28 protein-coding genes and 1 tRNA gene are annotated in these 26,304 nt (G+C 70.2%); 16 read left to right on the forward strand and 13 right to left on the reverse strand.

The genetic code is table 11. The annotated features are described in order from the left end of the window. Nucleotides 1-131 precede the first annotated feature (131 nt). Complete coding sequence (locus CLV46_RS13105; RefSeq protein WP_157802330.1) at nt 132-689, forward strand: P-loop nucleotide/nucleoside kinase family protein; 558 nt, start codon at nt 132-134, stop codon at nt 687-689. 197 nt (nt 690-886) lie between these two features. Here CLV46_RS13105 and CLV46_RS13110 read toward each other — a convergent pair whose 3' ends face one another. Further along, the gene (locus CLV46_RS13110; protein ID WP_100365186.1) at nt 887-1,630 is read right to left on the reverse strand and encodes a phosphoglyceromutase; all 744 of its coding nucleotides are present in this window, start codon (nt 1,628-1,630) and stop codon (nt 887-889) included. A gap of 212 nt (nt 1,631-1,842) precedes the next feature. Between CLV46_RS13110 and CLV46_RS13115 the strand changes: the two genes are divergently transcribed. Both CLV46_RS13115 and CLV46_RS13120 read left to right on the forward strand, forming a co-directional pair. Next, complete coding sequence (locus CLV46_RS13115; RefSeq protein WP_100365187.1) at nt 1,843-2,616, forward strand: class I SAM-dependent methyltransferase; 774 nt, start codon at nt 1,843-1,845, stop codon at nt 2,614-2,616. Nucleotides 2,617-2,647: 31 nt separating this feature from the next. Beyond that, nucleotides 2,648-3,448, forward strand: coding sequence for a DNA/RNA non-specific endonuclease (locus CLV46_RS13120; protein WP_100365188.1), 801 nt, complete (start codon nt 2,648-2,650; stop codon nt 3,446-3,448). A 127-nt stretch (nt 3,449-3,575) separates the two neighbouring features. Here the strand turns inward: CLV46_RS13120 and ygfZ are convergent, their stop codons facing one another. From ygfZ to CLV46_RS13135, 3 genes are all read right to left on the reverse strand, one after another. Beyond that, the gene (gene ygfZ / locus CLV46_RS13125) at nt 3,576-4,685 is read right to left on the reverse strand and encodes a CAF17-like 4Fe-4S cluster assembly/insertion protein YgfZ (protein ID WP_100365189.1); all 1,110 of its coding nucleotides are present in this window, start codon (nt 4,683-4,685) and stop codon (nt 3,576-3,578) included. Continuing rightward, nucleotides 4,682-5,278 (reverse strand): nitrobindin family protein, encoded by a 597-nt coding sequence (locus CLV46_RS13130; RefSeq protein WP_100365190.1) that lies wholly within the window; start codon nt 5,276-5,278, stop codon nt 4,682-4,684. Before CLV46_RS13130 ends, ygfZ begins: the two co-directional genes overlap by 4 nt. Nucleotides 5,279-5,421: 143 nt before the next feature. Continuing rightward, complete coding sequence (locus tag CLV46_RS13135; RefSeq protein ID WP_100366059.1) at nt 5,422-5,682, reverse strand: hypothetical protein; 261 nt, start codon at nt 5,680-5,682, stop codon at nt 5,422-5,424. Nucleotides 5,683-5,768: 86 nt separating this feature from the next. Between CLV46_RS13135 and CLV46_RS13140 the strand changes: the two genes are divergently transcribed. The 7 genes from CLV46_RS13140 to pstB all read left to right on the forward strand — a co-directional run bounded on the left by CLV46_RS13140 (nt 5,769) and on the right by pstB (nt 13,788). After that, entirely contained in the window at nt 5,769-6,458 is a 690-nt protein-coding gene (locus CLV46_RS13140; protein WP_100365191.1) for a winged helix-turn-helix domain-containing protein, read from the forward strand. A gap of 42 nt (nt 6,459-6,500) precedes the next feature. Continuing rightward, nucleotides 6,501-8,675 (forward strand): RNA degradosome polyphosphate kinase, encoded by a 2,175-nt coding sequence (locus tag CLV46_RS13145; RefSeq protein ID WP_100365192.1) that lies wholly within the window; start codon nt 6,501-6,503, stop codon nt 8,673-8,675. Further along, a complete protein-coding gene (locus CLV46_RS13150) occupies nt 8,672-9,610 on the forward strand; it encodes an NUDIX hydrolase (RefSeq protein WP_100365193.1) in 939 nt (312 codons plus the stop codon). The genes CLV46_RS13145 and CLV46_RS13150 overlap by 4 nt, the downstream gene beginning before the upstream one ends. A 134-nt stretch (nt 9,611-9,744) precedes the next feature. Beyond that, nucleotides 9,745-10,845: a phosphate ABC transporter substrate-binding protein PstS gene (gene pstS / locus CLV46_RS13155; RefSeq protein WP_100365194.1), complete on the forward strand. Its 1,101-nt coding sequence runs from the start codon at nt 9,745-9,747 to the stop codon at nt 10,843-10,845. A gap of 132 nt (nt 10,846-10,977) precedes the next feature. Beyond that, on the forward strand, nt 10,978-11,925 hold the full coding sequence (pstC, locus tag CLV46_RS13160; RefSeq protein ID WP_100365195.1) for a phosphate ABC transporter permease subunit PstC: 948 nt from the start codon (nt 10,978-10,980) through the stop codon (nt 11,923-11,925). Then, nucleotides 11,925-12,998, forward strand: coding sequence for a phosphate ABC transporter permease PstA (gene pstA / locus CLV46_RS13165; RefSeq protein ID WP_100365196.1), 1,074 nt, complete (start codon nt 11,925-11,927; stop codon nt 12,996-12,998). The genes pstC and pstA overlap by 1 nt, the downstream gene beginning before the upstream one ends. 10 nt (nt 12,999-13,008) lie before the next feature. After that, nucleotides 13,009-13,788, forward strand: a complete 780-nt coding sequence (gene pstB, locus CLV46_RS13170; protein WP_100365197.1) for a phosphate ABC transporter ATP-binding protein PstB — start codon at nt 13,009-13,011, stop codon at nt 13,786-13,788. Nucleotides 13,789-13,863: 75 nt separating this feature from the next. Here pstB and CLV46_RS13175 read toward each other — a convergent pair whose 3' ends face one another. From CLV46_RS13175 to CLV46_RS13185, 3 genes are all read right to left on the reverse strand, one after another. Then, nucleotides 13,864-14,715: an anti-sigma factor gene (locus tag CLV46_RS13175; protein ID WP_100365198.1), complete on the reverse strand. Its 852-nt coding sequence runs from the start codon at nt 14,713-14,715 to the stop codon at nt 13,864-13,866. Next, nucleotides 14,712-15,314 (reverse strand): sigma-70 family RNA polymerase sigma factor, encoded by a 603-nt coding sequence (locus CLV46_RS13180; protein ID WP_100365199.1) that lies wholly within the window; start codon nt 15,312-15,314, stop codon nt 14,712-14,714. The genes CLV46_RS13175 and CLV46_RS13180 overlap by 4 nt, the downstream gene beginning before the upstream one ends. A gap of 253 nt (nt 15,315-15,567) precedes the next feature. Continuing rightward, nucleotides 15,568-17,292, reverse strand: coding sequence for a cytochrome c biogenesis protein DipZ (locus CLV46_RS13185; protein ID WP_245866844.1), 1,725 nt, complete (start codon nt 17,290-17,292; stop codon nt 15,568-15,570). Nucleotides 17,293-17,501: 209 nt separating this feature from the next. Here CLV46_RS13185 and CLV46_RS13190 point away from each other — a divergent pair, with 209 nt between their 5' ends. Next, nucleotides 17,502-18,158 carry a fasciclin domain-containing protein gene (locus tag CLV46_RS13190; RefSeq protein WP_100365201.1) on the forward strand — a complete coding sequence of 219 codons (657 nt, stop codon included), beginning with the start codon at nt 17,502-17,504 and terminating at the stop codon, nt 18,156-18,158. 124 nt (nt 18,159-18,282) lie between these two features. After that, nucleotides 18,283-19,626, forward strand: coding sequence for an FAD-binding oxidoreductase (locus CLV46_RS13195; RefSeq protein ID WP_157802331.1), 1,344 nt, complete (start codon nt 18,283-18,285; stop codon nt 19,624-19,626). Between the two features lie 159 nt (nt 19,627-19,785). Here the strand turns inward: CLV46_RS13195 and CLV46_RS13200 are convergent, their stop codons facing one another. Beyond that, nucleotides 19,786-20,418: a DNA-directed RNA polymerase subunit beta gene (locus tag CLV46_RS13200; RefSeq protein ID WP_100365203.1), complete on the reverse strand. Its 633-nt coding sequence runs from the start codon at nt 20,416-20,418 to the stop codon at nt 19,786-19,788. Between the two features lie 169 nt (nt 20,419-20,587). Between CLV46_RS13200 and CLV46_RS16795 the strand changes: the two genes are divergently transcribed. Beyond that, nucleotides 20,588-20,755, forward strand: coding sequence for a hypothetical protein (locus CLV46_RS16795; RefSeq protein ID WP_170028574.1), 168 nt, complete (start codon nt 20,588-20,590; stop codon nt 20,753-20,755). Nucleotides 20,756-20,901: 146 nt separating this feature from the next. On the opposite strand, the gene CLV46_RS13205 is transcribed toward CLV46_RS16795, so the two are convergent. Further along, complete coding sequence (locus CLV46_RS13205; protein WP_100365204.1) at nt 20,902-21,303, reverse strand: hypothetical protein; 402 nt, start codon at nt 21,301-21,303, stop codon at nt 20,902-20,904. Nucleotides 21,304-21,471: 168 nt separating this feature from the next. On the opposite strand from CLV46_RS13205, the gene CLV46_RS13210 reads away from it, so the two are divergent. Then, nucleotides 21,472-21,544: transfer RNA gene (locus CLV46_RS13210), tRNA-Lys, on the forward strand. Between the two features lie 288 nt (nt 21,545-21,832). Then, on the forward strand, nt 21,833-22,159 hold the full coding sequence (locus tag CLV46_RS13215; protein WP_100365205.1) for a hypothetical protein: 327 nt from the start codon (nt 21,833-21,835) through the stop codon (nt 22,157-22,159). Here CLV46_RS13215 and CLV46_RS13220 read toward each other — a convergent pair. Beyond that, nucleotides 22,156-23,562: an MFS transporter gene (locus tag CLV46_RS13220; protein WP_245866847.1), complete on the reverse strand. Its 1,407-nt coding sequence runs from the start codon at nt 23,560-23,562 to the stop codon at nt 22,156-22,158. The two genes, CLV46_RS13215 and CLV46_RS13220, sit on opposite strands and share 4 nt — an antisense overlap. A gap of 120 nt (nt 23,563-23,682) precedes the next feature. On the opposite strand from CLV46_RS13220, the gene CLV46_RS13225 reads away from it, so the two are divergent. After that, nucleotides 23,683-24,048 (forward strand): winged helix-turn-helix transcriptional regulator, encoded by a 366-nt coding sequence (locus CLV46_RS13225; RefSeq protein ID WP_245866850.1) that lies wholly within the window; start codon nt 23,683-23,685, stop codon nt 24,046-24,048. A gap of 75 nt (nt 24,049-24,123) precedes the next feature. Here CLV46_RS13225 and CLV46_RS13230 read toward each other — a convergent pair whose 3' ends face one another. The 3 genes from CLV46_RS13230 to CLV46_RS13240 form a co-directional block, all read right to left on the reverse strand. After that, nucleotides 24,124-24,399, reverse strand: a complete 276-nt coding sequence (locus CLV46_RS13230) for a hypothetical protein (RefSeq protein ID WP_100365208.1) — start codon at nt 24,397-24,399, stop codon at nt 24,124-24,126. A 154-nt stretch (nt 24,400-24,553) separates the two neighbouring features. Beyond that, nucleotides 24,554-25,465, reverse strand: coding sequence for an aldose 1-epimerase family protein (locus tag CLV46_RS13235; protein WP_100365209.1), 912 nt, complete (start codon nt 25,463-25,465; stop codon nt 24,554-24,556). A 4-nt stretch (nt 25,466-25,469) separates the two neighbouring features. Continuing rightward, on the reverse strand, nt 25,470-26,270 hold the full coding sequence (locus CLV46_RS13240; protein WP_100365210.1) for a DeoR/GlpR family DNA-binding transcription regulator: 801 nt from the start codon (nt 26,268-26,270) through the stop codon (nt 25,470-25,472). Nucleotides 26,271-26,304 lie beyond the last annotated feature (34 nt).

Here is a 26,304-nt window from a genome sequence, read left to right on the forward strand (position 1 = left end):
GCCTCGAGGTCGCACTCGGGCACGGTCGCGCGTCGCACTCACCGTGCGCACCTGCGACTTCGCGGCACCGATGCGGCGAGAACGCTGAACACTCCGGCCGGAGCCGCGGCCGGAACGACAGGATGGGCGGCATGGCGAATCCCCTGCTGCTCATCAACGGACTGCCCGCCTCCGGCAAGTCGACGCTCGCCGAGGACATCGCGACGCGGCTCGGTTGGCCCCTGCTGTCGAAGGACGACATCAAGGAGGCCCTCGCCGACCTCGTCGGCCCCGCCGTCCCGTCGTCGAATCTCGGCATGATCGCGATGGACACCATCTGGTCGCTCACCGCCCACATCGGAACCGGTGTGGTCGTGGAGTCGTTCTGGTGGGCGCACCGCGACCGCGAGCACGTCGAACGCGGCGTGCGCGAGTCGGGCGCCGAGACGGTGGTCGAGTTGTGGTGCGAGGTCGACGACGAGGTCGCGCGGCAGCGTTACGAGGAGCGCGAACGGCACGTCGTGCACGAGCCGGACTGGGACCTGTGGGACTCCGAGGAGTGGAAGCAGAACCCGCCGGTGCCGCTCGACCTCGGGCCCGTCGTGTGGTTGCGCACCGACTCGGAGTACGACGTCGACGCGGTCATGGCCGAACTCGGCGCGGCGTTCTCGAACACGGACGACCCGGAGGTCATCCGCTCGGAGAGCTGAGCCGGCGCCGCGTCACCGGGCCCGGGCGGCCGGCGGCCGACATCCGCTCTCGCTGCACCCCGACGAACGGCCGGCTGCACACCGACGACCGATCGCCGCGCCCCGACGACCGATCCGTTGCAGCCGACGACCGCGGGCACCCGGAACGACGGAGCCCCGCGCCGGTCGGCGCGGGGCTCCTCGAGAGTGGGTCCGTTCTACTTCTTGCCCTGGCTCGCCACGGCGGCGGCGCCGGCGGCCGCGGCCTCCGGGTCGAGGTAGCGCGAGGGTCCGACCGGACGGAAGTCGTCGTCGAGCTCGTAGACGAGCGGGATGCCGGTCGGGATGTTGAGGTTCGCGATCTCGTCGTCGCCGATGCCGTCGAGGTGCTTCACGAGGGCGCGCAGGCTGTTGCCGTGCGCCGTCACGAGCACCGTGTGCCCGGCCGCCAGATCGGCGGTGATGTCCGACTCCCAGTACGGCAGCATCCGGTCGATGACGAGCTTGAGCGACTCGGTGCGCGGCAGGTCGTCGCCCAGGTCCGCGTAACGCTCGTCGTCCGCCTGGCTGTACTCCGCGTCGTCGTCGAGCGGGGGCGGCGGCACGTCGAAGCTGCGGCGCCAGGTCATGAACTGCTCCTCGCCGAACTCCGCGAGGGTCTGCGCCTTGTCCTTGCCCTGCAGCGCGCCGTAGTGGCGCTCGTTGAGGCGCCAGCTGCGCTTGACCGGGATCCACAGACGGTCGGCGGTCTCGAGGGCGAGGTTCGCGGTCTGGATCGCGCGGGTCAGCAGGCTCGTGTAGAGCACGGTGGGCTTGAGTCCCGACGCGGCGAGCAGCTCGCCCGCGCGCTTGGCCTCACCGACGCCCTGCTCGCTGAGCCGCACGTCCACCCACCCGGTGAACAAGTTCTTCTGGTTCCAGTCGGAGTTGCCATGGCGGAGCAGGATGAGCGTGCTGGTCATGCCGTCAGCCTACCGAGGGCGGCGCGCGCGCATCCGCTCGCCCACCGGATGCCCATCCCCCCGTTTCACCGCTGCGCGCCCCTCGCTCGTCATGTCCGCTGGCGGCACAAGCCCCTCACCACGCCCGCATGCGGGGCCTCTGCCGCCAGTGGACATAACGAGCGGGGGACGGCGCTCCGGGATGGAGGGCGGCGCTCCGGGATGATGGACGGATGGCGGAGGGGCGGATCACGCGCGGCACGACCGGGGTCAACCGGCTCCGCCGCGTCGACCGCTGGATCGCCGCCCAACCGGTGCTGCGCCGCAGCGACGACCCGGTCGTCGTGGACCTCGGCTACGGCGCGTCCGCCACGACCCCCCTCGAGCTGCACGAGCGGCTGCGGCGCGTGCGACCCGACGTCGAGGTCGTCGGCATCGAGATCGACCCGGAACGCGTGCGCATCGCCCGCGAGCGGGAGCGTCCCGGGGTCAGCTTCGCGCTCGGCGGGTTCGAGGTGCCGCTGCCGGGCGGTCGCCGCGCCGCCGTCATCCGCGCGTTCAACGTGCTGCGGCAGTACGACGAATCGGAGGTCGCGGACGCCTGGCAGCGGATGACCGCGCGGCTGCAGCCGGGCGGCGTGCTGGTGGAGGGCACGTGCAACGAGATCGGACGCGTCGCGAGCTGGGCCGCGATCGACGCGGGAGGGCCGCGCACCCTCACGATCGCGCTGCGCCTGACCGACCTCGAGCGCCCGTCGATCGTCGCCGAACGACTGCCGAAGGCCCTCATCCACCGCAACGTGCCGGGCGAGCGGGTGCACGATCTGCTGCAGAGCCTCGACCGGCACTGGGCCTACAACGCGGGGTTGTCGAACTTCGGGCCGACGCAGCGGTGGATCGCAACGGTCGAGGGGATGCGCGCGGACGGCTGGCCGGTGCGCGACGGCCGCGCGCGGTGGCGACTCGGGGAACTCACCGTCGACTGGGAGTCGGTGCGTCCCGGGTGAGTTCACCGGCCGGTCATGCGTGCATGGTCGTATGGGCGACGTGGGCTACGACAGCGGATTCCTCGGACTCGACGTTCGGCTGCCCTGGCATCCGCTCGTCCCCCTCGTGACGCTCGACTACACGCACTTCACCGTCGGGATGAACACCGCTCGCCGGCTCGCGGCGTTCACCGCCGTGAACATCGACGGACGGTCCCTCGTCGAGCTCGAGCGCGGCGACGACTGGCACCTCGACGAGCGGTTGCCCGAGGACCAGCAGGCGGGCGAAGAGCTGTACGCCCGCAACGACCTCGATCGCGGGCACCTCGTGCGCCGACGCGACCCGGTCTGGGGCGACCGCGACACCGCGGAGCGCGCGAACACCGACACCTTCGCGTACACGAACGCCGCTCCGCAGGCGGCCGAGTTCAACCAGTCGAAGGAGCTCTGGCTCGGCCTCGAGGACTACGTGCTCTCCGCCGCCCGCGCCTCGCGGAGCCGGCTGAGCGTCTTCACCGGCCCCGTGCTCGCCGTCGACGACGAGGAGTACCGCGGCGTGCGCATCCCCCGCCAGTTCTGGAAGGTCGCCGCGTGGGTGGAGGACGGCGTGCTCGCGAGCACCGGCTACGTGCTCGACCAGAGTCCCGCCCTCGACGACGTCGACCTCGGCGCGCGTCCCGGGTCACCGTCGCTCGGTCCGTTCCGCACCTTCCAGGTGCCGGTCGCGGATGTGGTGGCGCTCACCGCGCTCGACCTCGGCACCCTGCCGGAGGCGGACCGCTTCGCGCCGGGCGCGACCGCGCAGGTGACCGAGTGGCGCGAGCTCACAGTGTTCGGGCAGATCGAGCTCTGAGACGCGGGTCCCACGGGCTCAGTTCGACAGGCTCAGTGAGCGGTCGTCCGTCGTCCACGGGCTCACTTCGACGGGCTCAGTGAGCGTTGCGTTCCCTGAGCCTGTCGAAGGGAACCGCGGATCCGGCCTACTCGACCGGCGGGTCCGCGGGGCGGGCTGCCGCGGCGGCCGCCGCACGGCGAGCGAGGGAGCGCGGCATCCGCGGCACCTCGACGGTCGCGCCGGCGTCGTCGGGCACGGCGACCTCCTGCGCGGCCGCGACGACCGTGTCGTCGACGCGCACGCCGAGGGTCGCGGCGGGGTCGGTGCGGCGCTTCACGACGGCGAGGGCGATCGGCCCGAGTTCGTGGTGCAGGGCGGAGCTCGTCACGCGTCCGGCGACGTCGCCGCCGAACTCGACCTCGGCGCCCGAGGGCGGCAGCACCGCGTCCGATCCGTCGAGGTGCAGCATCACGAGGCGACGCGGCGGGTGGCCGAGGTTGTGGACCTTGGCGATGGTCTCCTGCCCGCGGTAGCACCCCTTGCCGAGACTGACCGCGGTACGCAGCCAGTCGAGCTCGTGTGGGATCGTGCGCTCGTCGACCTCGCGGCCGAAGCGCGGGCGCCACGCGGCGATGCGCAGCGCCTCGAGGGCGAGCGTGCCCGCCACCGGCAGGTCGGTGTACTCGGCGAGCGCCGTGCGCGGCACGAGCACCTCGCGGTAGGTCCACTCCTCGCCCGGATGCGGTTGCGCGGTCGCGTAGGTGTGGCCGGTCGGCGCGCTCCACGGGTCCACCCAGACGAGCGGCACCCCGTTCGCCTCCGCGGCGCGGCCGTCGAGCGCCGCACCGAACGTGCCGAGCGTCGCGAACTCGTCGCCACGATCGGCGACCTCGACGCGCATCCGGAATCGCATCCGTTGCAGCCACGCGACCCATTCGGCCGGGGTCTCGGTGAGCAGCCACGCCGTCTCGCCGTCGTCGATGAGGTGCGCGGCGAGCTCGACGTGCCCGTTCGGGTCGAGCTGCAGCAGCTCGGTGCCGACGCCGGGGGCGAGGGTCGCGACGGCCTGCGTCGTGAGCGAGTCGAGCCAGGTGAGCCGGTCGGCGCCGGTGACGCTCACGACACCGCGGTCGGAGAGGTCGACCACGGCCGTGCCGGCGACGAGCCGGCGCTGCTCGACCACGGGGTTGCCATAGTGCTCGGCGACGGGGTCACCGACCGCGCCGTCGAGAGCGGAGAACGGAGAACCGGTCAATCGATCCGCCCCAATCGGGCCGACGCGTGGGTGCGCAGGTCCTGTCCGAGTGCGGCGATGTCCCACGCCCACAGCAGGTGGCCCTCGACGAGCCCGTAGAGCCGCGTCGCGGCGGCGTAATCCTTGGCGCTCGAGGAACGCATCACCGCATCCGTCTGCAGGTCGATGCGGGGTCCCTTGACCTGTCCGACGTAGAGCTCGCTCACCCCGCCGGGGTGCACCATCGAGACCTCGACGTCGAACCCGTCACGGGAGTTGCGCAGCTCCTCGACCTGCTCGGCCGTGCGGAACGGTGCATCGCCGACGCCCGGCAGCATGCCGGGGCCGGGGTCGCCCTGCTCGGCCGGTCGCGACAAGCGCCAGTAGCCCGTCTCGGTGATGAGCGGCGTGTGCTGGTCATCCAGAAGCCAGGTGTACGAGGTGTAGTTCAGGTGCGGCAGCCCGTCGTGGCTGAACGACATGCGCTGGCCGAACTCGTGGGTGCGCACCTCGTCGCCGACGCGGTAGTTGACCACGCCGGTGCCCTCCCAGACGCCGAGCAGCCAGGAGAGGGGCACGAGCTCCGCGGGAAGATCCGCGTCGAGATCGAACACGGGTCTAGCGCTGGCCGCGGAACAGGTTGTAGAGCACGACGAGCGAGACCCAGCCGATCGCCAGCGACGCGAGCCCCAGAAGGCCGACGTAGAAGAGTTCGAGGGCGAGCAGCATGCCCTCAGTCTACCCCTCGGTCCGAACGTCAGAGGGCGACGAGGCCGAGCACCAGACTCGCCACGGCGAGGACGACGGCAGCGCCGCCGACGCTCGCGGTCATCCGCCCGACGAGGCCCTGCTTGACCGGCATGGCGAGCTGGATCACGAAGGAGAGCAGCAGGCAGAGCGCGAACACCATGGGGATCGCGGTGAGGTACAGGTCCGGATGCACGACGATCGCGACACCGACGGCGCCGAGCAGCGCGACCGCCCAGACGGGGAACACGCTCGCGAGGGGCCGGGACACGGAGCCCATGGTAGAGGTGCCGCCCGCACGTCCGCCGCGAGACGACGGCGCTTATAGACTGAGGGCTCTCTCGTGGGAGGACACCCGTGGCCCAGTTGTTGATCCTGACCTCCGCGGTCGGCAACGACGTGCTGCCGTCGCTCGCCCTGCTGAGCCACCGCACGCGGCAGATCCCCGCCTCCCCCGCGTCGCTCGTGAACGCTCCGGCGTGCGACCTCATCTTCATCGACGCGCGGCAGGATCTCGCGAGCGCCAAGTCGCTGTGCAAGATCCTCACGACCACCGGCGTGACGGTGCCCCTCGTGCTCGTGCTGACCGAGGGCGGGCTCACCGCGGTGAGCGCGGACTGGGGCGCCGACGACGTCGTGCTCGAGGCGGCCGGACCCGCCGAGCTGGACGCCCGCATCCGTCTCGTCATCGGCCGGTTCGCGCAGGACAAGTCGGCGTCGAAGATCCAGGCCTCCGGCGTGGTCATCGACGAGGCGAGCTACTCGGCGAAGGTGCACGGGCGCCCGCTCGACCTGACCTTCAAGGAGTTCGAGCTGCTGCGCTTCTTCGCCACGCACCCGTCGCGGGTGTTCACCCGGGAGCAGCTGCTCAGCGAGGTGTGGGGCTACGACTACTTCGGCGGCACCCGCACCGTCGACGTGCACGTGCGGCGGCTCCGCGCGAAGCTCGGCGACCTCGAGTCGCTCATCGGCACCGTGCGCAACGTCGGCTACCGCTTCAACGTCTACGAGGACGAGCCCGACCGCGCGGGTGCCGTGCCCTCCTGATCGAGTCATCCGCCGTTCACCGGGCGGTGGCAGGATGGGCGCGTGACCGACACCTACCTCGGCGACAGCGGCCTCAGCCCGGATCTGCTCGACGACGACTTCGACCTCGACTACGGGGATGACGAATCGCTGCCCTCCGACCGGTTCCTCGACCGGGAGCTGAGCTGGCTGGCGTTCAACCAGCGGGTGCTCGAACTCGCCGAGGATCCGCTCGTGCCGCTGCTGGAACGGGCGAACTTCCTCGCCATCTTCGCGAGCAACCTCGACGAGTTCTTCATGGTGCGCGTCGCCGGCCTCAAGCGCCGCATCGCGACCGGGATCGCCGTGCCGACCAACGTCGGCCGACCCCCCGCCGAAGTGCTCGCCGGCATCTCCGCGCGGGCCCACGAGCTGCAGGAGCGGCACGCCCAGGCGTTCCGCACCCTCGTCAAGCCGGCCCTCGACGAGGCGGGCATCCACATCGAGTCGTGGGCCGACCTCGACGACAACGACCGCTCGCGTGTGGACGAGATCTTCTCCACTCAGATCTTCCCGGTGCTGATGCCGCTCGCCGTCGACCCGGCGCACCCGTTCCCCTACATCTCCGGCCTCTCGCTCAACCTCTCGGTGCGGGTGCGGAACCCGAAGACGGGCCGGGTCGAGTTCGCGCGTCTCAAGGTGCCGCAGGTGCTCCCCCGCTTCGTGCAGCTTCCGGATGACGGCAGCGGCCTGCTGCGCTTCATCCCCCTCGAGGACCTCATCTCGAACCACCTCGGCGACCTGTTCCCGGGCATGGAGATCCTCGAACACCACGAGTTCCGGGTCACCCGCAACGAGGACGTCGAGATCGAGGAGGACGAGTCCGAGAACCTCATCCAGGCGCTCGAGAAGGAGCTGCTGCGCCGACGGTTCGGCCCGCCGATCCGTCTCGAAATCACCGACGACATGGACGAGGTGACCCTCGGCCTGCTCATGCAGGAACTCGACATCACCGAGCAGGAGGTCTACCGCCTGCCCGCTCCGCTCGACCTGGGCGGCCTGTTCGAGGTCACCAAGATCGACCGGCCGCGGCTGAAGTACCCGAAGCAGGTGCCGACGACCGCCGTGCAGCTGTTGCCGAGCGATCCGACGAGCCCGAGCGACATCTTCGGATCGATCGCCCGGCAGGACGTGCTGCTGCACCACCCGTACGAATCGTTCGCGACGAGCGTGCAGGCCTTCCTCGAGCAGGCCGCCGCCGACCCGAACGTGCTCGCGATCAAGCAGACCCTCTACCGCACGAGCGGTGACAGCCCCATCGTCGAGGCGCTCATCGATGCCGCCGAGGCGGGCAAGCAGGTGCTCGCGCTGGTCGAGATCAAGGCGCGGTTCGACGAGCAGAACAACATCAGCTGGGCACGCAAGCTCGAGAAGGCCGGTGTGCACGTCGTGTACGGCCTCGTCGGGCTGAAGACCCACTGCAAGCTGCTGCTCGTGGTGCGGCAGGAGGCGGATGGCCGGCTCAAGCACTACAGCCACATCGGCACGGGCAACTACAACCCGAAGACCAGCCGCATCTACGAGGACATGGGACTGCTCACCGCGAGCGATGAGGTCGGCAAGGACCTCACCCGGCTCTTCAACGAGCTGTCGGGCTACGCGATCGAGAAGAAGTTCAAGCGGCTCCTCGTCGCCCCGCTGCACCTGCGCAAGGGGCTGCTCAAGCGCATCCGCACCGAGACGCAGAACGCGAAGGCCGGCAAGCCGTCCGGCATCCGCATCAAGGTCAACTCGATGGTCGACGAGGCCATCATCGACGCGCTCTACCGGGCGAGCAACGCGGGAGTGCCGGTCGACATCTGGGTGCGCGGCATCTGCTCGCTGCGCCCCGGGCACAAGGGACTGAGCGAGAACATCCGGGTGCGCTCGATCCTCGGCCGGTACCTCGAGCACTCGCGGATCTTCGCGTTCGCGAACGACGGCGACCCGGAGGTCTTCATCGGCAGCGCCGACATGATGCACCGCAACCTCGACCGTCGCGTCGAGGCGCTCGTGCGGCTGACCGACGAGCGGCACCTCGCCCAGATCGACTACATGTTCGAGCGGGCGATGGCCGACGACACGTCGTCGTGGTGGCTCGACGAGGACGGCGACTGGGCGCGGCACTCGCTCGACGACAAGGGCACCCCGCTCGCCGACCTGCAGAACACGCTCATGCGCCGCACCGCGCAACGCAAGCGACCGGGCACCCTGCGGTGACCCCACCCGAGGCGCCGGTCGTCGCGGCCGGCGCCCTCTGCTGGAAGCTCGTCGAGGGACGGGTGCGCGTGCTGCTCGTGCACCGCGCGCGGCGCGACGATGTGTCGCTGCCGAAGGGAAAGCTCGACCCGGGCGAGACCCTCCCGGAGACGGCGGTGCGGGAGATCCGCGAGGAGACGGGGCTGAAGGTCGCGCTCGGCGCGCCGCTCGGCACCGTCGACTACTCGCTGCCGGGCGGTCGTCGCAAGGTCGTGCACTACTGGGCGTCGCAGGTCGACCCGGATGCGCGCAGCCGGTTCATACCGAACGACGAGATCTCGGCGGTCGAGTGGGTGTCGCTCCGGCGCGCCCGCCAGTTGCTCACCTATCCGCACGACGTGTCGGTCGTCGACCGGTTCGCCGAGCGGATCGAGAGCGGACGCGCGCGAACGTTCGCGATCATCGCGCTGCGCCACGGCAAGGCGGTGGCTCACGAGGATTGGGACGGCGCCGACGCGGAGCGGCCGCTGCAGGCCCGCGGGCAGCGGCAGGCCGAGAGCGTCGCGCGGGCGATCGCCGCGTTCCGCCCCCGCAAGCTCGTGAGCAGCACGGCGGTGCGCTGCCTCGAGACGATCGCGCCGCTCGCGGAGCGCACCGCGCTGCGGGTGAGCCGCACCGATGCCATCAGTCAGGACGCCTACCGGCCCGACGGCGCGGGGGTCGAGACGGTCGTGCGCAAGCGGCTCGAGCGCGCGACGACGGCGGTGCTGTGCAGCCACGGTCCGGTGCTGCCGCAGATCGTGACGGCGGTCGCGATCGCGACGAACACCCCCGCGGATGCGCTGCTGCGTCGCGCGGCGCTGCTCGGCACCGGCGAGTACGCCGTGCTGCACGTCGCGGCCGACGATCCGACCTCCGGCCTCGTCGGCGTGGAGATCCACGGGCCGGCCCTGTAACGGCTCGACCGGAACTTAACGTCGCGTTCACCCTCCGTTCACCATCCGGGCCGAACCTGGTTAATCGGCGTTCGTATCGTCACGGCGTGTGAGTCGCACCGACTCCCCTGTAATCCATTCCCGAAGGGACAACCGTGAACATCAAGCGCTATGGCAGCATCGCTGCTATCGCACTGGCCGGAACCATCGTGCTCTCGTCGTGCGCAGCGAACGAGGGCAACGCCGGTGGCGGCACCGAGGACGAGGGCGGCAGCACGCTCTCGGGCACCCTCGACGCGTCGGGCGCCTCGTCGCAGCAGGCCGCCCAGGAGGCATGGGTCGCCGCCTTCCAGGAGGAGAACCCCGACGTCACGATCAACTACGACCCGACCGGGTCGGGCACCGGCCGTGACAACTTCATCGCCGGCGCGAGCAACTTCATCGGCTCGGACCGCGCGTTCGACGACGAAGAGATCGCCGCGGGCGAATGGGGCGCCTGCGCCGCCGACTCCGGCATCGTCGAGCTCCCGCTCTACATCTCGCCGATCGCCGTGATCTTCAACCTCGAGGGCGTCGACACGCTCAACCTCGACGCGGCCACGATCGCCAACATCTTCCTCGGCAACATCAAGACGTGGAACGACCCGGCCATCGCCGCGCTGAACCCCGACGCGACCCTGCCCGACACGGCGATCGCGCCGGTGCACCGCGCCGACGACTCGGGCACGACCGAGAACTTCACCGACTACCTCTTCACGGCTGCTCCGGACGTGTGGACCGCTGAGCCCGACGGCGTGTGGCCGCTCGAGGGCGGCGAGGCCGCTCAGGGCACCTCGGGTGTCGTCGACGCCGTCAAGGGCGGCCAGGGCACCATCGGCTACGCCGACGCGTCGCGCGCCGAGGGCCTCGGCACCGTCGCGGTGCAGGTCGGCGAGGACTTCGTCGAGTACTCGCCGGAGGCGGCCGCCGCCCTCGTCGACGCCTCGCCGAAGGCTGAGGGCCGCACCGATGGTGACCTCGCGATCGAGCTCGACCGCACCACCACCGAGGCGGGCGTCTACCCGATCGCCCTCGTCAGCTACCTCATCGGCTGCGAGCAGTACGAGGACGAGACCGTCGGGTCGCTCGTGAAGGAGTACTTCTCCTACATCGCCAGCGAGGACGGCCAGAGCACGGCCGCCGAGAACGCGGGCGCTGCCCCGATCTCGGACGACCTCCGTGGTCAGATCGAGACGGCCATCGAGCTCATCAAGTAACACCTCCGGCCTGTCCCACCCCGTCGTGCAACGCGACGGGGTGGGGCAGACTGAGCGAGGGGTTCGGGCCCATCCGCCCGAACCGTTCGCTGAGTTCTCCGGACCCCCACCCCTCGAGGAGACCCGAAACCCATGACGACAACCCGCGAGCCCGGAGTGATCCGGGCGAAGCAGCGGCCCGGCGACCGGATCTTCTCCGGCACCGCGATCGGAGCGGGGGTGACGATCCTCCTGGTGCTCGCCGCGGTCACGATCTTCCTCATCGCGGAGAGCGTGCCCGCCATCACGGGCGATTCGGAGAAGAATCCGATCCTCGAAGGACGCAACTTCTTCGCCTACGTCGGACCGCTCGTGTTCGGAACGCTGTGGGCCGCGTTCCTCGCCCTCGTGATGGCGACGCCCCTCTCGATCGGCATCGCGCTGTTCATCTCGCACTACGCGCCGCGGCGCCTCGCGCAAACGCTCGGCTACATCATCGACCTGCTCGCGGCCGTGCCGTCGGTCGTCTACGGCCTCTGGGGCGGCCTCGTGCTCGCCCCGACGGTGCAGCCGCTCTACGCGTGGTTCAACGAGAACCTCGGCTGGTTCCCGCTCTTCAGCGGCGACGTCTCGGCGACCGGACGCACGATCTTCACCGCCGCGATCGTGCTCGCGGTCATGATCCTGCCGATCATGACCGCCATCTCGCGCGAGATCTTCCTGCAGACGCCGGTGCTGCACGAAGAGGCCGCCCTCGCCCTCGGGTCCACCCGCTGGGAGATGATCAAGATGGCGGTGCTGCCCTTCGCCCGTCCCGGCATCATCTCCGCCGCGATGCTCGGCCTCGGCCGCGCCCTCGGCGAGACGATGGCCGTCGCGATGGTGCTCTCCGCATCCGGCGGCGTCACCTGGCAAGTGCTCACCGCGAGCAACCCGAGCACGATCGCCGCGAACATCGCGCTGCGGTTCCCGGAGGCGCACGGTGACGGCATCAGCGTGCTCATCGCCTCCGGCCTGGTGCTGTTCGTGGTCACCTTCGCCGTCAACGCCGCGGCCCGGTTCGTCGTGAACCGCCGCAAGGACTTCTCGGGAGCCAACTGATGACCGCGGTCGCCACACCCAACGCTCTCGCCTCCGGGCGGCTGCCCAAGATGGCCCCGTGGGGGGTGCTCGTCGGATCCTGGGTGGTCATGGGCGGCATCCTCGCCCTGCTCGCCGCGGGCGGCCTGCTCGACGCGGTGAGCCCCGTCGCGGTGATCTTCTGGGGCACGGTGCTCTACATCGGCGCGATCTACGTGATCTCGCGGCTCGTCGAGGGTCACCGCCAGGCGACGGACCGCTTCGTCACGGCCCTCGTCGTGACGGCGTTCATCATCGCCCTGCTTCCGCTCGTCTCGCTGCTCACCACGGTGATCGGCAACGGCCTCAACCGCTTCGATCTCGAGTTCTTCACCTTCTCGATGCGCAACGTCGTCGGGGAGGGCGGCGGTGCCGCGCACGCGATCTCGGGCACGCTGCTCATCACGCTCGCGGCGACGATCATCTCGGTGCCGATCGGCCTGATGACCGCGATCTACCTCGTGGAGTACGGCAACAACAGCCGCCTCGCGAAGGGCGTCACGTTCCTCATCGACGTCATGACGGGCATCCCGTCGATCGTCGCCGGTCTGTTCGCCTACGCGCTCTTCGCGATCTTCCTCGGCCCGGGCGTGCGGCTGGGCTTCGCCGGCGCGATCGCCTTGTCGGTGCTGATGATCCCCGTCGTCGTCCGCTCCTGCGAGGAGATGCTGCGCCTCGTGCCCAACGAACTGCGCGAGGCGTCGTTCGCGCTCGGGGTGCCGAAGTGGCTCACCGTCGTGAAGGTCGTGCTGCCCACCTCGATCGCCGGCATCACCACGGGCATCATGCTCGCCATCGCCCGTGTGATCGGCGAGACGGCCCCGCTGCTCGTCGTCGCCGGCTTCACGGCGAGCCTCAACACCAACCTGCTCGCCGAGCGCATGCAGAGCCTGCCGGTGTTCGTGTTCTCGTCGTACGCCAACCCGGGCGTCGACACGCAGGCCTACATCGACCGCGCATGGGCGGGAGCACTGACGCTCATCCTCATCGTCATGCTTCTCAACCTCGTCGCGCGGCTCATCGCCCGCTTCTTCGCCCCCAAGCTCGGCCGCTAAGGAGAAACCCGTGTCCAAGCGCATCGAGGTCCGTGACCTCAACGTGTACTACAGCAAGTTCCTGGCGGTGGAGGGCGTCTCCCTGACGATCGAACCGCGCACCGTGACGGCCTTCATCGGCCCGTCCGGGTGCGGCAAGTCCACCTTCCTCCGCACCCTCAACCGCATGCACGAGGTCATCCCCGGCGCCCGCGTCGAGGGCGAGGTGCTCATCGACAACAACAACCTGTACGCCCCCGGCGTCGATCCGGTGCTCGTGCGGCGTCAGGTCGGCATGGTGTTCCAGCGCCCCAACCCGTTCCCGACGATGTCGATCCGCGACAACGTGCTCGCCGGCGTGAAGCTCAACAACCGGCGCATGTCGAAGAGCGATGCGGATTCGCTCGTCGAGAAGTCGCTGCAGGGCGCGAACCTGTGGAACGAGGTCAAGGACCGCCTCGACCGCCCGGGCGCCGGTCTCTCCGGTGGTCAGCAGCAGCGACTGTGCATCGCCCGCGCGATCGCCGTCTCGCCCGAGGTCATCCTCATGGACGAGCCGTGCTCGGCCCTCGACCCGATCTCGACGCTCGCGATCGAGGACCTCATCGAGGAACTCAAGCAGGAGTACACGATCGTCATCGTGACCCACAACATGCAGCAGGCGAGCCGCGTGAGCGACCGCACCGCGTTCTTCAACATCGCGGGCACCGGCAAGCCGGGCAAGCTCATCGAGTACGACGACACGAACACGATCTTCTCCAAGCCGAGTGTGCAGGCGACCGAGGACTACGTCTCCGGCAAGTTCGGATGATCCTCCCCCACGCATGAGAAGGGGCGCGACCGCTGCGGCGGTCGCGCCCCTTCCGTGTTGCGGAACCGACGCGGGTCAGGTCTCGAGCACCGTCACGAGACGTTCGAGGGTGGGCTCCTTCGAACCACCCTCCGGCTCGATCGTGATCCCGACCGCGTCGCCGGCGTTCATCTCGCCGTCGAGCACCGCGAAGTTGTCGCCGGAGCCGGCTCGGAACAGTCCCGCCGATACCGTCTCGTCACCGATGTACCAGAGCTCGTAGACCTCGCCCTCGGGCAGCTCGTCGAGACCGTCCCAGCTGATCGCCGATCGCTGCAGCTCGAGCGAGTAGTACATCGAGAGCGTGGCTCCGGTCGGCAGCTGCTGCACGACCCGACGGGCATCCGGGGCCGCGGCCACTTCGGCGAACGCGGCCGCCTCGGTCGACACCGCCGGCGGTCGGTCGAGCGATCGGCCGATGGCGACCCCGCCGAAGAGCAGGCCGGCTGCGGCCGCGACCGCTCCGAGCACGGCGACGGAGGTGCGCACCCAGCTCCGCCGGGCGCGTCGCTCGGCGGGCCCGGCGTCCGGCGTGGCCGCCCGCTCGATGCGGGGGTCGACGGTCGCCACAGGGGGCACCGACGCGGCGCGGGTCACCGTGGCCGGTGCGACTTCCGCCGGGGAGACGGCGGTGGGGCCGGCGGGCGTCTCGCGCGGCAATTGCGGCGTGGTGGCGACCGCCGCCATCAGCCGCGCCTTCAGGTCGGGCGACGGTGTCACCGGCTCGACGGCGAGCCCGAGCACCACCGCCGTGTCCGCGAGTTCGGTCACCTCGTGCGGCAGCGATCCGGATTCGGAGACGCGCGCCTCGAACTCGGCGCGTTCGCTCTCGGACAACGCGTTGAGCACGTAGGCGCCGGTGGAGTTCTCGTCGTCGTGGCGGGTCATGAGGTCACCCCCATCTCGTCGCGCAACCGGATCATGCCGTCGCGCAATCGTGTCTTGATCGTGCCGATCGGCACGCTGAGGATCGACGCCACCTCGCTGTGGCTGTAGCCGCCGTAGTAGGCGAGGGTGATGGCCTGCCGCTGGAGCTCGGTGAGCCGGGACATGGCCTTCTTCACCCGTTCGGATTCCATGGTCACCTCGACCGATTCGGACACCGAATCGTAGTCGGGCGACCAGTCGCGGATGCCGATCCTGGTGTCGCGGTCCCGCCCCGCCTGCGAGCTGCGCACGCGGTCGACCGCTCGGCGGTGGGCCATGGTGAGGATCCAGGTCACGGCACCGCCCTTGCCGGCGTCGTAGCGCGTGGCGTTCTGCCAGACCTCGAGGAAGATCTCCTGCGTCACCTCCTCCGACTGGGCGCGGTCGCGCAGCAGCCGGGTGACGAGGCCGAGCACGCGCGGCGCGATGCGGTCGTACAGCTCCGCGAACGCCTGCTGGTCTCCCTCGGCCACGCGGGCGAGCAGGGCGTCGAGGGCGGGCGCGCCGGACCGGTCGGTCTGGTGTCCGCCTTCGATTCCGTCTCGCACGGGCTCCAGCATGACAGGTCGTGCTGCGCGACGCATGGGCCCGCCCGCGGTGCGGATGGTCGTCGATGCGGTCATCGGGTCGCCTCACGGTCGGGCACCCGCCTGCGGCACGGGCGGGTTCGGGTCGGGCCCACCGGGGCGGGCTTCGGGGCTGGGAGAGCGCGCACCGCCCCGGTGGGTGGGGAGGGCGACGCGGCCGGCCCTGGGACGACCCGGCGCGTCGGCGCCTCACTCTTCATTCGGTGCCGAGCGCCGGAGGGATTGGTCATCCGAAGGTGAACGAGTACACCTCGACGCCCGGATCGACCGTGACGTCGAGCACCCCGCGATCCAGATCGTCGAACTCGGCGATCGGGTACGAGGTCGGCACTCCGCCCACCTCGAACTCCTTCAGCTCGCCATCGATCCGGTAGCTCACCGTGCCTTCGCCGCCGAGCACCATACGGATCTCCCGCGCGGTGTAGTCGAGTCGGATGCGGGCGTCACCGGAGGTCGGGGTGGCGTTCTGGAAGTCGATCGTCCAGTCGCCGTCGAGGGCGAAGCTGTCGCGCTTCAGCTCCTTCGGCAGCGAGTAGGAGCCCTCGCCGTTGCGGTAGTCGCCCTTCCCCGCGTAGTTGACCTCCTTGCCGACGGAGAGGTAGGTCTCCGGAGTCGTCGAGCCCGCGTCGGGTGACGCGTCCGCCACCTCGGTGGCGTCGGGCAACCGCACGTCGGGGTCGGCGTCCTGCAGGAGTTCGCGGATCAGCTTCTCCGTGGTGTCGTAGTCGCCCTCACCGAACTTGATGTGCCGCACGGTGCCCTCGGCGTCGACGAGGTAGTGCGCGGGCCAGTACCGGTTGCGGTAGTTGGTCCAGGTGGAGAGCGAGTTGTCGAGCGCGACCGGGTACTCGATGCCGAACGAGGCCGCACCCGCCTTGACGTTGCGCGGCTCCTTCTCGAAGGCGTACTCGGGAGAGTGCACGCCGATCACCTCGAGGCCGGCATCCGCGTAGGCGTCGTACCAGGCGGTGACGTGCGGGATGGAGCGCTGGCAGTTGATGCAGGAGTACGCCCAGAAGTCGATGAGCACGACCTGGCCGCGCAGCTCGTCGAGCGCGATCGGCGCGTTCCCGGGGGTGTTGAACCACTCCTGGATGCCGCGGATCGACGGCGCCGTGCCGCACGACTCGAGTTCGGTGGCGCCCTCGGTGCATTCCGAGAGGGCACGGTTCTCATCGGTGACGAGCCCGCCGAGGTCGAGCTGTTCCTGCACCTGCTCGGAGTTGCCGATGGTGTCCTGCAGGTAGCTCGTGTAGTCCGGGATGATGCGCTGCAGGTACTGCGGCAGGTTGAAGACGAGACCGATCGCGAGAGCGATCATGAGGATGCCGCCGGTGAGCCGGATGCCCTTCTGACGGCGGCGGAAGGTCTTGACCCGCTCCCCCACGCGACGTCCGGCGAGCGCGAAGATGAGCAGCGGCAGGGCGGCGCCGACGGCGAAGGTGAGGGTCAGCACGACCGTCTCGACGCCGATCTGCCCGGTCGATCCGGCGACGGTGATCGCGGCGAGCACGGGGCCGGCACACGGCACGTAGACCGCGCCGAGCGCGAGCCCGAGCACGAACCCGCCGCGGTCGGTGCCGACGTTCTTCTGCGGGATCCACGAGAACGGCTTCTCGAGGATGTGCTGGAACGCCGGCACGATGAGCCCGATGCCGATGAGCACGAGCACGACGATCCCGGCCCAGCGCAGGAAGTCCTGCGGCAGTCCGAGCAGGCCCAGGATGAGCGAGCCGATGAGCGTGAAGACGCTGAACGCGGTGACGAGGCCGAGGATGACGAGGTAGGGCCGCCACCTCGAGACCTTCGGCGCTGCGGCATCCGTACCTCCCTCCCGGGCGGACTGCACCCCGCCGGAGAGGAAGATCACCGGCAGCACGGGCAGGATGCACGGCGAGATGCCGGTGATCAGGCCACCGATGAGGCCGATGAGGGCGAGCGAGACGAGCACGGGGACTCCAGACGGTGCGGGGAGCGGTCGGTTCCGCTCGCCGTCTCTTCGGCGCGACGTGCTCCGTCGACGGGTGCTTCGGGGCGGAATCCCAGGCTTCGGAATCCGACCCATCGGATGCGGGCGAGGCTCCGAAACCCCTGTCGAGACCGCTTGAGGCGGGGCGCCGGAACCCCGGGGCGTTCTCACCGAAACCAAGGAGACAGTTCATGCGAGTTACGAAGCGCACCCCCTTCGCCGCAGCGACCCTCGCCGCCATCGCCCTCTTCGGGCTGGCCGCGTGTGCGCCGATGGCCGAGGAGCCCGCGGCCCAGCCGTCGACGGAGGAGTCGATGCCGGCCGAGGACATGACCACGGACCCCGCCTTCGACGACCTCGTCGGCAGCGGCTGCGCCGCGTACGCCGAGCAGGTGCCGGATGGCGCCGGGTCCGTCGTCGGCATGTCGCAGGACCCGGTCGCCGTCGCAGCCTCGAACAACCCGCTGCTGACGACGCTCGTCGCCGCGGTCTCGGGCCAGCTGAACCCCGACGTGAACCTGGTCGACACCCTCAACGGTGCCGAGTTCACCGTCTTCGCGCCGGTGGACGACGCCTTCGCGAAGATCGACGCCGCGACGATCGAGTCGCTCAAGGACCCGGCCAACGCGGCCATGCTGTCGAGCATCCTGACCTACCACGTCGTGCCCGGCCAGATCCTGCCCGAGGACATCGTGGGCGAGCAGACGACCGTGCAGGGCGGCATGGTGACCGTCGCCGGCGAGGGTGACGCGCTCACCGTCAACGACGCCAACGTCATCTGCGGCGGCGTGCACACCGCCAATGCGACCGTGTACCTGATCGACACCGTGCTCATGCCCGCCAGCTGAGTCGGTTCCCCTCATACGGCGAAGGCCGGTCGCGGACGCGGCCGGCCTTCGTCGTGCGGCAGCGCCGATGCATACGCGAGCATCGTTCCTGGCGAGATCCGCCGGGCGGCGCTATCTTCCCGGCATGAACCCGACTCACTCCTCCGACGCCGGCGTCGTGGACGACCTGATCACGGGGTACGCGCTCTCACCGGGTGACCCCGGATGGGACGACGCGGCCCTCCCCCACTCCGCGCACGGTGCCCCCACCCGCATCGCCCGCCCCCGCTCCGCCGATGAGGTCGCCGTCGCCGTCCGGTACGCCACCGCACGGGATCTCGGCGTCGCGGTCCGCAGCGGCGGCCACGGCGCGATGGCCTTCTCGGCGGCCGACGCCGTGCTCATCGACCTCGGCGGCCTCGACACGATCGAGGTACGCGAGGAGGGGATCGTGCAGATCGGCGGAGGCGCCACGTGGGGCGCGATCGCCGACGAACTCGGGCGACACGGACTCGCGCTCACCTCGGGCGACACCCGCTCGGTGGGCGTCGGCGGTCTCACGCTCGGCGGCGGCATCGGCTGGATGGTGCGCGAACACGGGCTCGCCCTCGACCAGCTCGTGGGCGCCCAGGTCGTGCTCGCCTCCGGCGAGATCGTCGAGGCGTCCGAGACCGAGCATCCGGACCTGTTCTGGGCGCTGCGCGGCGGCGGCGGCAACTTCGGCGTCGTCACGCGGTTCGACTTCCGCGCGCATCCGGTGACGGGCGTCGTCTTCGGCACCCTCGCCTTCGGGGCGGACCGGCTCGTCCCGCTCATGCGCGTCTGGCGGGACGTCATGCGCGACGCTCCGGAGCGGTTGACCACGACTCTCGTGGCGATGCCGTCGTTCGGCGAGGCCCCGCCGACGGTGCAGCTGGTGGTGTGCTGGGGCGATGACGACGTGGCGGCCGCCGATGCCGCGCTCGCCCCTCTGCGCGCGCTGCCGGGTCTGCTGAGCGACGACGTCGGCACGCGGGCGTACGCGGAGGTGCTCGAAGACCCGCACGGTCCCGAAGGGCCGATCACGGTCGTCGACCACAACTCCTTCTGGCGCGAACTCGACGACGACGGGATCGCCCTCGTCGCAGCGGCGCACGCGGACACGGCCCCCTCGGTGCTCATGATCCGCTACCTACGCGGCGCCTCATCGCGCGTGGACCCCGCTGCGACCGCGTTCGCGCACCGATCGGCCGAGGTCCTCGTGATCGCCGCCGCGTTCGTGCCGGCTGATGCGGGCGGCGAGGTGACCGAGCGCATCCGCGGGGTCTGGGCCGGGCTCGAGCGACGTGCGATCGGTCGGTACGGCAACTTCTCGCTCGCGACCGGTGAGGCGACCGTCGCGGCGATGTACCCACGGGCGACGCTCGATCGTCTGCGCGAGGTGAAGCGGCGGTACGACCCGGCGAACCTGTTCGACCGCAACCACAACGTGGTACCGGTCGGGGCATGAAGAACCGGGCCGCAGAAACGCCTCTCGGCGCAAGGCCGCTCGGAGCGGCGAAATGTGGAGCCCGGGGTTACTGCGGCCCGGCTCGTCAAGACTAACGATCCACCTGCGACGTCGCGAGTCGGTTCGCTCTCCGCGAGATGAGCCGGGAATCGTGTGGGATCAGTCGAGCTCGCCGCGCCGCCACAATCGCGCGCACGCCGTGAGCTCCGCGGCCGTCGTGTCGTAGCGCAGGGCCCGGCTGGTGAGTTCGGAGGCACGCTCCGGCGCCGCCGTCGCGTCCGAATCGTCCGCGATGCTCGCCGCACCGGCTCCCGCCACGCGGCAGAACGAGGCCGCACGATCGAGGGCCACCGCGAAGTCGCCGCGGAAGACGCCACGCAGGATCTCGTCGGCGAGATCGCGGATCTCCGCGGGACCGGTGGGCATGCTCGCGCCGGCGACGAGCGGGTCGATTGTCGTCATGACGTCGCTGCCACGCTGGAACAGCGTGCTCGTGCCTTCCGGGTCCTGGTTGATGAGCACCCGCAACAGATAGATGCGCCAGAGCGCACCCGGGAGGCTGCGGGGACTGGATCGCGCCCACAGTTCCGCGAGCGCGTCGATGCCGTGCGTGTCGGTGTATTCGACGAGCCGTTCGACGATGTCGGGCTCGGGGTTGTCGCGCACCCGGTCGACGAGCGAGTGCGCGGTGTCGTGCGCGATCCGGAGGATCGTGGCCGGGTCGTTGCCGCTCTCGTAGCTCTCGAACTTGTCCGTCGAGAACTTCGTCGGCTTGTGGAAGTCTGCACTCATCGCGGACAGGGTAGCCCACTACGCAAGTTGCTGAATGTTACCTGAGTGCGGAACCGGCGCCAGCCGGGAGCCACTACGTTCGGGGAACTGGGATTGCTGACGACAAGCCGACCGACGAGCGCGCCATCCGGCGCAGGGGCCGGTCGGATGAAGAAGCAAGGAGAACGCAATGAACCTTCTACTCATCATCATCATCGTGGTTGCCATCGTGCTCGCCATCACCGGCGGACTCGTGCAATCGCTGCAGTTCCTGCTCTGGGTCGGCCTCGTGCTGGCCGCCATCGCGATCATCGCCTTCTTGCTGCGCTCGCTCAGCGGTCGCCGCCGCGGCGTCTGACCGCTCGTACCGATCGGGTCCGGAGGCCCGTGTTCCCGCGGCAATCCGACACGGGAACACGGGCCTTCGGCATGTTCGGGGTCGGGTAGGTCATGTGGAGTTCACGGCTCCACACGACCTACCTGCCCCAGCTCCGATCCGGGCGCTCAGGCCGCGCCGCGGACGACCGACCGCGTCGTGGACGACGACACCGTCGCCACGGGGGCCATCTCGACCGCATCCGCCTCTCGCACCTCGATGACCTGGTGCGGCAGCTCCCACAGGAAGGTGTGCGGACGCACGAACTCGTGCACCACGGCGTCGAGGTCGACGCAGTAGTGCCTCACGTAGGGGCGGCCCACACGGACCGCTTCGTACAGGCCGGCGCGCTGCACGACGAAGCCGAGCAGCCCGCGCAACGCTGTGCGGGCCTGACGGCGATCGATGACCATCCACTCGTGGTCCGAGACGGGCGTGACGATCACGTCGCGCGCAGTCAGAGGACGGGGGACGGATGTCGGAATACTCATGTTCGACGCTCCCAGCTGCTCGACGAGGGCGACGGTCACCCATCGGACCCTCGGTATGTGACTCGGTCCCCGCGGCACCGACGGCGCCGCGTAGTCATATGAAACGCCACATTCCGCCCTCGGAGTAGGGGGTTGACAAACGGCCCCGACGTGGTAGGGACTTTGGTCCCACGAGCGCCCGGCGCGCACCGCGCTATGTTGGTGCGCGGGCCTCTAGCTCAGTCGGTAGAGCAAGGGACTTTTAATCCCTGGGTCGTGGGTTCGAGCCCCACGGGGCCCACCCGAGATCACCCGTCAAGACTGTGTCCCCGGTGTGACCGCGCGCCGACGCCGCAGGCACCCCGACCCCGCCGCTTAGGCTGGCGCACGCGTACAGAGTCCCCCGCCTGTATCGCACGGAGGGCCGGGTCGCATGCCCCCGAAGTCTGCCCGGCCCTCCAACACTCCCGCGCACCTCCCGGCGTCGAGGCGCCTCTGCGCGCATCCCGATCCGAGCTCCTGGCCGTGAAAACGATGACGACCTGCCTCTCGATTGGCCGCCGCGGCGGGACCGCGCTAGGAAAGAAGGATGATGCGGATCACCTACGCCGGAGTGACGGTGATGACGGGCGACGAGGCGGCCAACACCCTCATGGACCTCGCGTCCGCGCTCGCCAAACACCAGACCTCCGACGAGGTCTGGATCCGCACGATCCAGGCGAGCGGCGAGCCGGGCGTCTCACGGTTCCTGATCGGCCCGGCGAGTCAGATCGTGATCACCACCGACGTGACCGCCCTCGCCGAGCCGGACAACGATGACACCGTGGCCGAGATGCGGCAGAAGATCCGCGATCTCGACGGCTACGAGGTGCGCGCCGTCGACGACGCCCTCGACCACGCCGACCCCGACATCTAGGCCCGTCGCACCCGACGAGGCCGTCCGACGACAGTGATCACGAGGGCGAGCACGGCGGTCGCGAGCGGAACGATGAGTGCGAGGCGGTAGGTCTCCAGCGGATCGGCCACGGCGTCGGCCGCAGCGATGTAGACGGCGGTCGCGATCGAGAGTCCGAGCGCCCCGCCGAACTGCGAGGCCGTGTAGAGCAGGCCGCTCGCGAGGCCCTGCTCGCTCTCGACGACACCGTCGGTGGCGGCGATGGTGAGCGGTCCGTAGGCGAGCGTGTACGCGATCCCGAGCAGCAGGAAGCTCGGGAACATCGCGGCGTAGGTCCAATCCGACGCCACGGGCAGGAACAGCGCGTACGAGGCGATCGCGGAGACGAAACCCGCCGCCGCGACGCGGCGCGTGCCGAAGCGCGCGACGAGGCGCGGAGTGAGGGTCGGGGCGAGGATGCCGTCGATCGCCACGACGAGCATCGCGAGGGAGGTCTCGAGAGCGGTCCACCCGCGGAACTCCTGCAGGTAGAGCACGACGATGAACTGGAACCCCATGAACGCCGCCGCGAGCAGCGCTCCCCCGAGGTTCGCCCGCACGAGCGGAGCCGACCGCAGCACTCCCAGGCGCACGAGCGGATGCGATGCTCGCCGTTCGATCGCCACGAACGCGGCGATGAGCGCAGCGCTCGACACCAGCCCGGCGGCGGTGAGGAGGGCGGGGGTGTGCGGCGCCTGCTCGATCGTGAGCACGAGCACCACGAGGGCCGCGGTGATCGTCACGGCGCCGAGCACGTCGAGGCGGCCCCGCGCGGCGGGGTCGGCACCCACCTTCGGGATGAGGGGGATCGCGAGCGCGAGCAGCAGCGCGGAGAGGATGACCGGGGCGATGAACACCCACCGCCAGCCCAGCACCGTGAGCAGGCCGCCGGCGACCAGCCCGATCGAGAAGCCCGCCGCTCCCACCCCCGAGTAGATCAACACGGCGCGATTGCGGGCGGCACCCTCGGCGAACATCGTCGTGATGATCGACAAGCCGGCCGGGGTCATGAACGCGGCGGCCACACCGGTCACGACCCGCGCGGCGATGAGCATCCATCCCTCGGTCGCGATCGCGCCCAGCCCGGAGAACGCGAGGAACACCACGAGCGGCACGAGGAACACCCGTCGGCGGCCGAAGAGGTCCGCCGCACGGCCGCCGAGCAGCATGAACCCGCCGTAGCCGAGGATGTACGCGCTCATCACCCACTGCAGCTCGCCCGTCGTGAGGCCGAGGTCGGCGCGGATCGCGGGAAGCGCGATGTTGAGCATCGCGACGTCGATCCCCTCGAGGAACAGCGCCCCGCAGAGCACGAGGAGGACGGCGAGCGGACGGCCGGTCAAGCGTGCGACGGGCGCGAGCGGCTCCGACGTGGTGGACGACACGGGACCCCTTCCTCGGTTACCTCTTGTAACCGCATCCATCGTGCGCCACCATGGGGTGCCATGGAAGACGGCACTTTCGAGTCACCCGGTTACTCCACGGATACCTGCGCGGATCCGTTCGTGTGGGACACGCGCGAGGACTGCGACGTGCGGCAGATCCTCGATCGGATCGCGGACAAGTGGTCGCTGCTGGTCATCGCGCTGCTCGACACCCGATCGCTGCGATTCAGTGAGCTCAAACGCGCGATCGACGGCGTGAGTCAGCGGATGCTCACCGTCACGCTCCGCCAGTTGGAACGCGACGGACTCGTCTCGCGCACCGTGCATCCGGTCGTGCCGCCACGCGTCGAGTACGCTCTGACACCCCTCGGCTCGTCGTTGCACGAGACCATCCAGAGTCTCGTCGCGTGGACGGAGCTGCATCAGGACGACATCGCGCGGGCCCGGCAACGCTACGACGACGCCCGCGAACCGCAGTCGGTCTGACGGCGAGCACCCGACCGGCGAACGCAGTCGCGCCCCGCTCGAGGAGCGGGGCGCGAGAGCGTGTGCAGCTGAGGGTCAGTCGTCGTCGCGACCGCGCACGCCGGACTTCGCGAGTCCGCGGCTGATCATGTAGCCGACGGTGAGCAGCGCGACGTACTGCCACGCCTTGTCGGCGCCGAAGCCCTGGCCGTCTTCGCCGTTGTCGACCATCGCCGAGGCGATGAGGACGGCGAGCGTCGCGAGCACGTACACGATGAACTCGCTCGTCTTGTAGAACGCCTTGGTCTCGGCGAAGCGGGTGCGCACCGTGCGGTCGTGATGGGCGGCAGTGCCGCCGGGGGTGTTCGTCATGTCGATCTCCTGTGGGTAAAGAGCGGGGCGGGCTCCCCGCGTTCTCCCTCCACAGTGGGGCCCGGCTCTCGCAGCGCCTAAGTTCCTGGGTGCCGGCCCGGGTGATTAGGTGAAACGGCGAGCAGAGGAGACACTGCCCCCGTACGGAGACGCGTCAGGCGCTGTAGCGCACTCCCCAGCTGCCGTGCCAACTCTCCCCCGCATCGAGCCAGATGAGGCTCTGGCCGGAGTTGAGGGCGTTCGGCGGCGCCGTCATCGGCTCGATCGCGATGGCCGTGCCCTTCCCCCCGCCCTTCGGGAAGATCGGCGTGGTGAACACCTGCACGTAGGGCCAGACGGTGTCGTCCTGCAGCAGGGAGACCCGCCGTCCGTCGGCCGCCTGAAGCGAGGCGCTCGCGCCGTCGACGGAGGAGACCCCGCCGAACGCGTCGTCGAGGAACGTGCCGCCGAGCAGCCTGCCGGAGCGGAAGTCGTAGTCGGTGCCCTCGACGGGCACCTCGCCGGTGGGGTTGAGGCGGTCATCCGTCTCGAACCGGGTGCTCGCGTGCACCGTGAGCACCAGATCCTCGGTGGGCACGCCGCCGATGGTGAAGAACGGGTGGGTGCCGACGGCGTAGGGAGCGCGCGCCTCGGACGCGTTGGTCACCCCGTGCGTCACCCGGAGTCCGTCGTCGACGAGTTCGTAGCGCACCGTCGTGTCGAGCAGGAAGGGCCAGCCACGGGTGGGGAACACCGTCGCCGCGAGCGTGATCGCCTCCGCGGAACGGTCCACCACCTCGTAGGGGCGATCGCGGAGCAGCCCATGGAGGGCGTTGTGCCGGTGGGGCTCGGTGAGGTCGAGCTGCAGCTCCTCGCCGTCGTGCACCCAGATGCCGTCCTTCACCCGGTTGGGCCACGGCACGAGCACCGCCCCGTTGCTGAACGGCGGACGCACGTCGGGTCCGAACGGCTCGGTGAGGTCGGTGCCGTCGATCGACAGCTCGCGCAGGGTCGCCCCGACGCCTGCGATGGTGGCGCGGACTCCGCCGCGCTCGAGGGTGTACTGCTCTCCGGTGACGGCACGCATGGGGTCAGCCTAGCGAGCCGGCCTCGCCCGCGACGAGTACGTCGAGACCCGCTCGTTCGAGGTCGCCGATCACCGCCCGGGGAGGGTCGCCCCCGGTGACGAGCGTGTCGAACACGGCGAGCGGGGCGACCCCGCCGAGATGGGTGCGGCCGAGCTTGCTCGCGTCGGCGACGAGCACGCGCCGTTCGGACCTCGCGACCATCCGTCGCTTGACGTCGGCCTCGGCGAGGTTGATGTTCGTGACGCCGCCCTCGACGTCGACGCCGTTGCACCCGATGACGGCGAGATCGGCATGCAGCTGGTCGAGCAGGGTGCCGGCGAGGGGGTCGACGAGGGAGTGCTGCAGCGGTCGCAGGGTGCCGCCGATGACGACGATCCGGAACCGCGGATGGGCGGGCTCGAGCGCGAGCGCCACGGTGAGTCCGTTGGTGATGACGGTGACGTCCTCGAGCTCCGTGCGCCGCACGAGCGCTTCCGCCACGGCGAGCGCGGTGGAGCCGACGTCGAGCATGAGGCTGTTGCCCGGGGCGACGAGCGCGGCAGCCGACTCGCCGATCGCGCGCTTGACCGACGCATCCGTCTGCACCGAGTGCTCGAGGGGCGACTCCGATCGGATGGAGCCGGCCGGCACCGCACCGCCGTGGATGCGCGCGACGGTCCCCTCCCCCTCGAGGCGGGCGAGATCGGCGCGCACCGTCACCTCGCTCACGCCGAGCAGGATGCTCGCATCAGCGACGCGCAGGAACCCGCGCTCGGCGACCAGCCGCGCCAGCTCGCGGCGCCGGTCGGAGGCGGGGTCGGGCATGCTCGATCCTTTAGGTTCGAAAGCGTCGATTTAC

This window comes from Diaminobutyricimonas aerilata (assembly GCF_002797715.1).
GTDB classification, from domain to species: domain Bacteria; phylum Actinomycetota; class Actinomycetes; order Actinomycetales; family Microbacteriaceae; genus Diaminobutyricimonas; species Diaminobutyricimonas aerilata.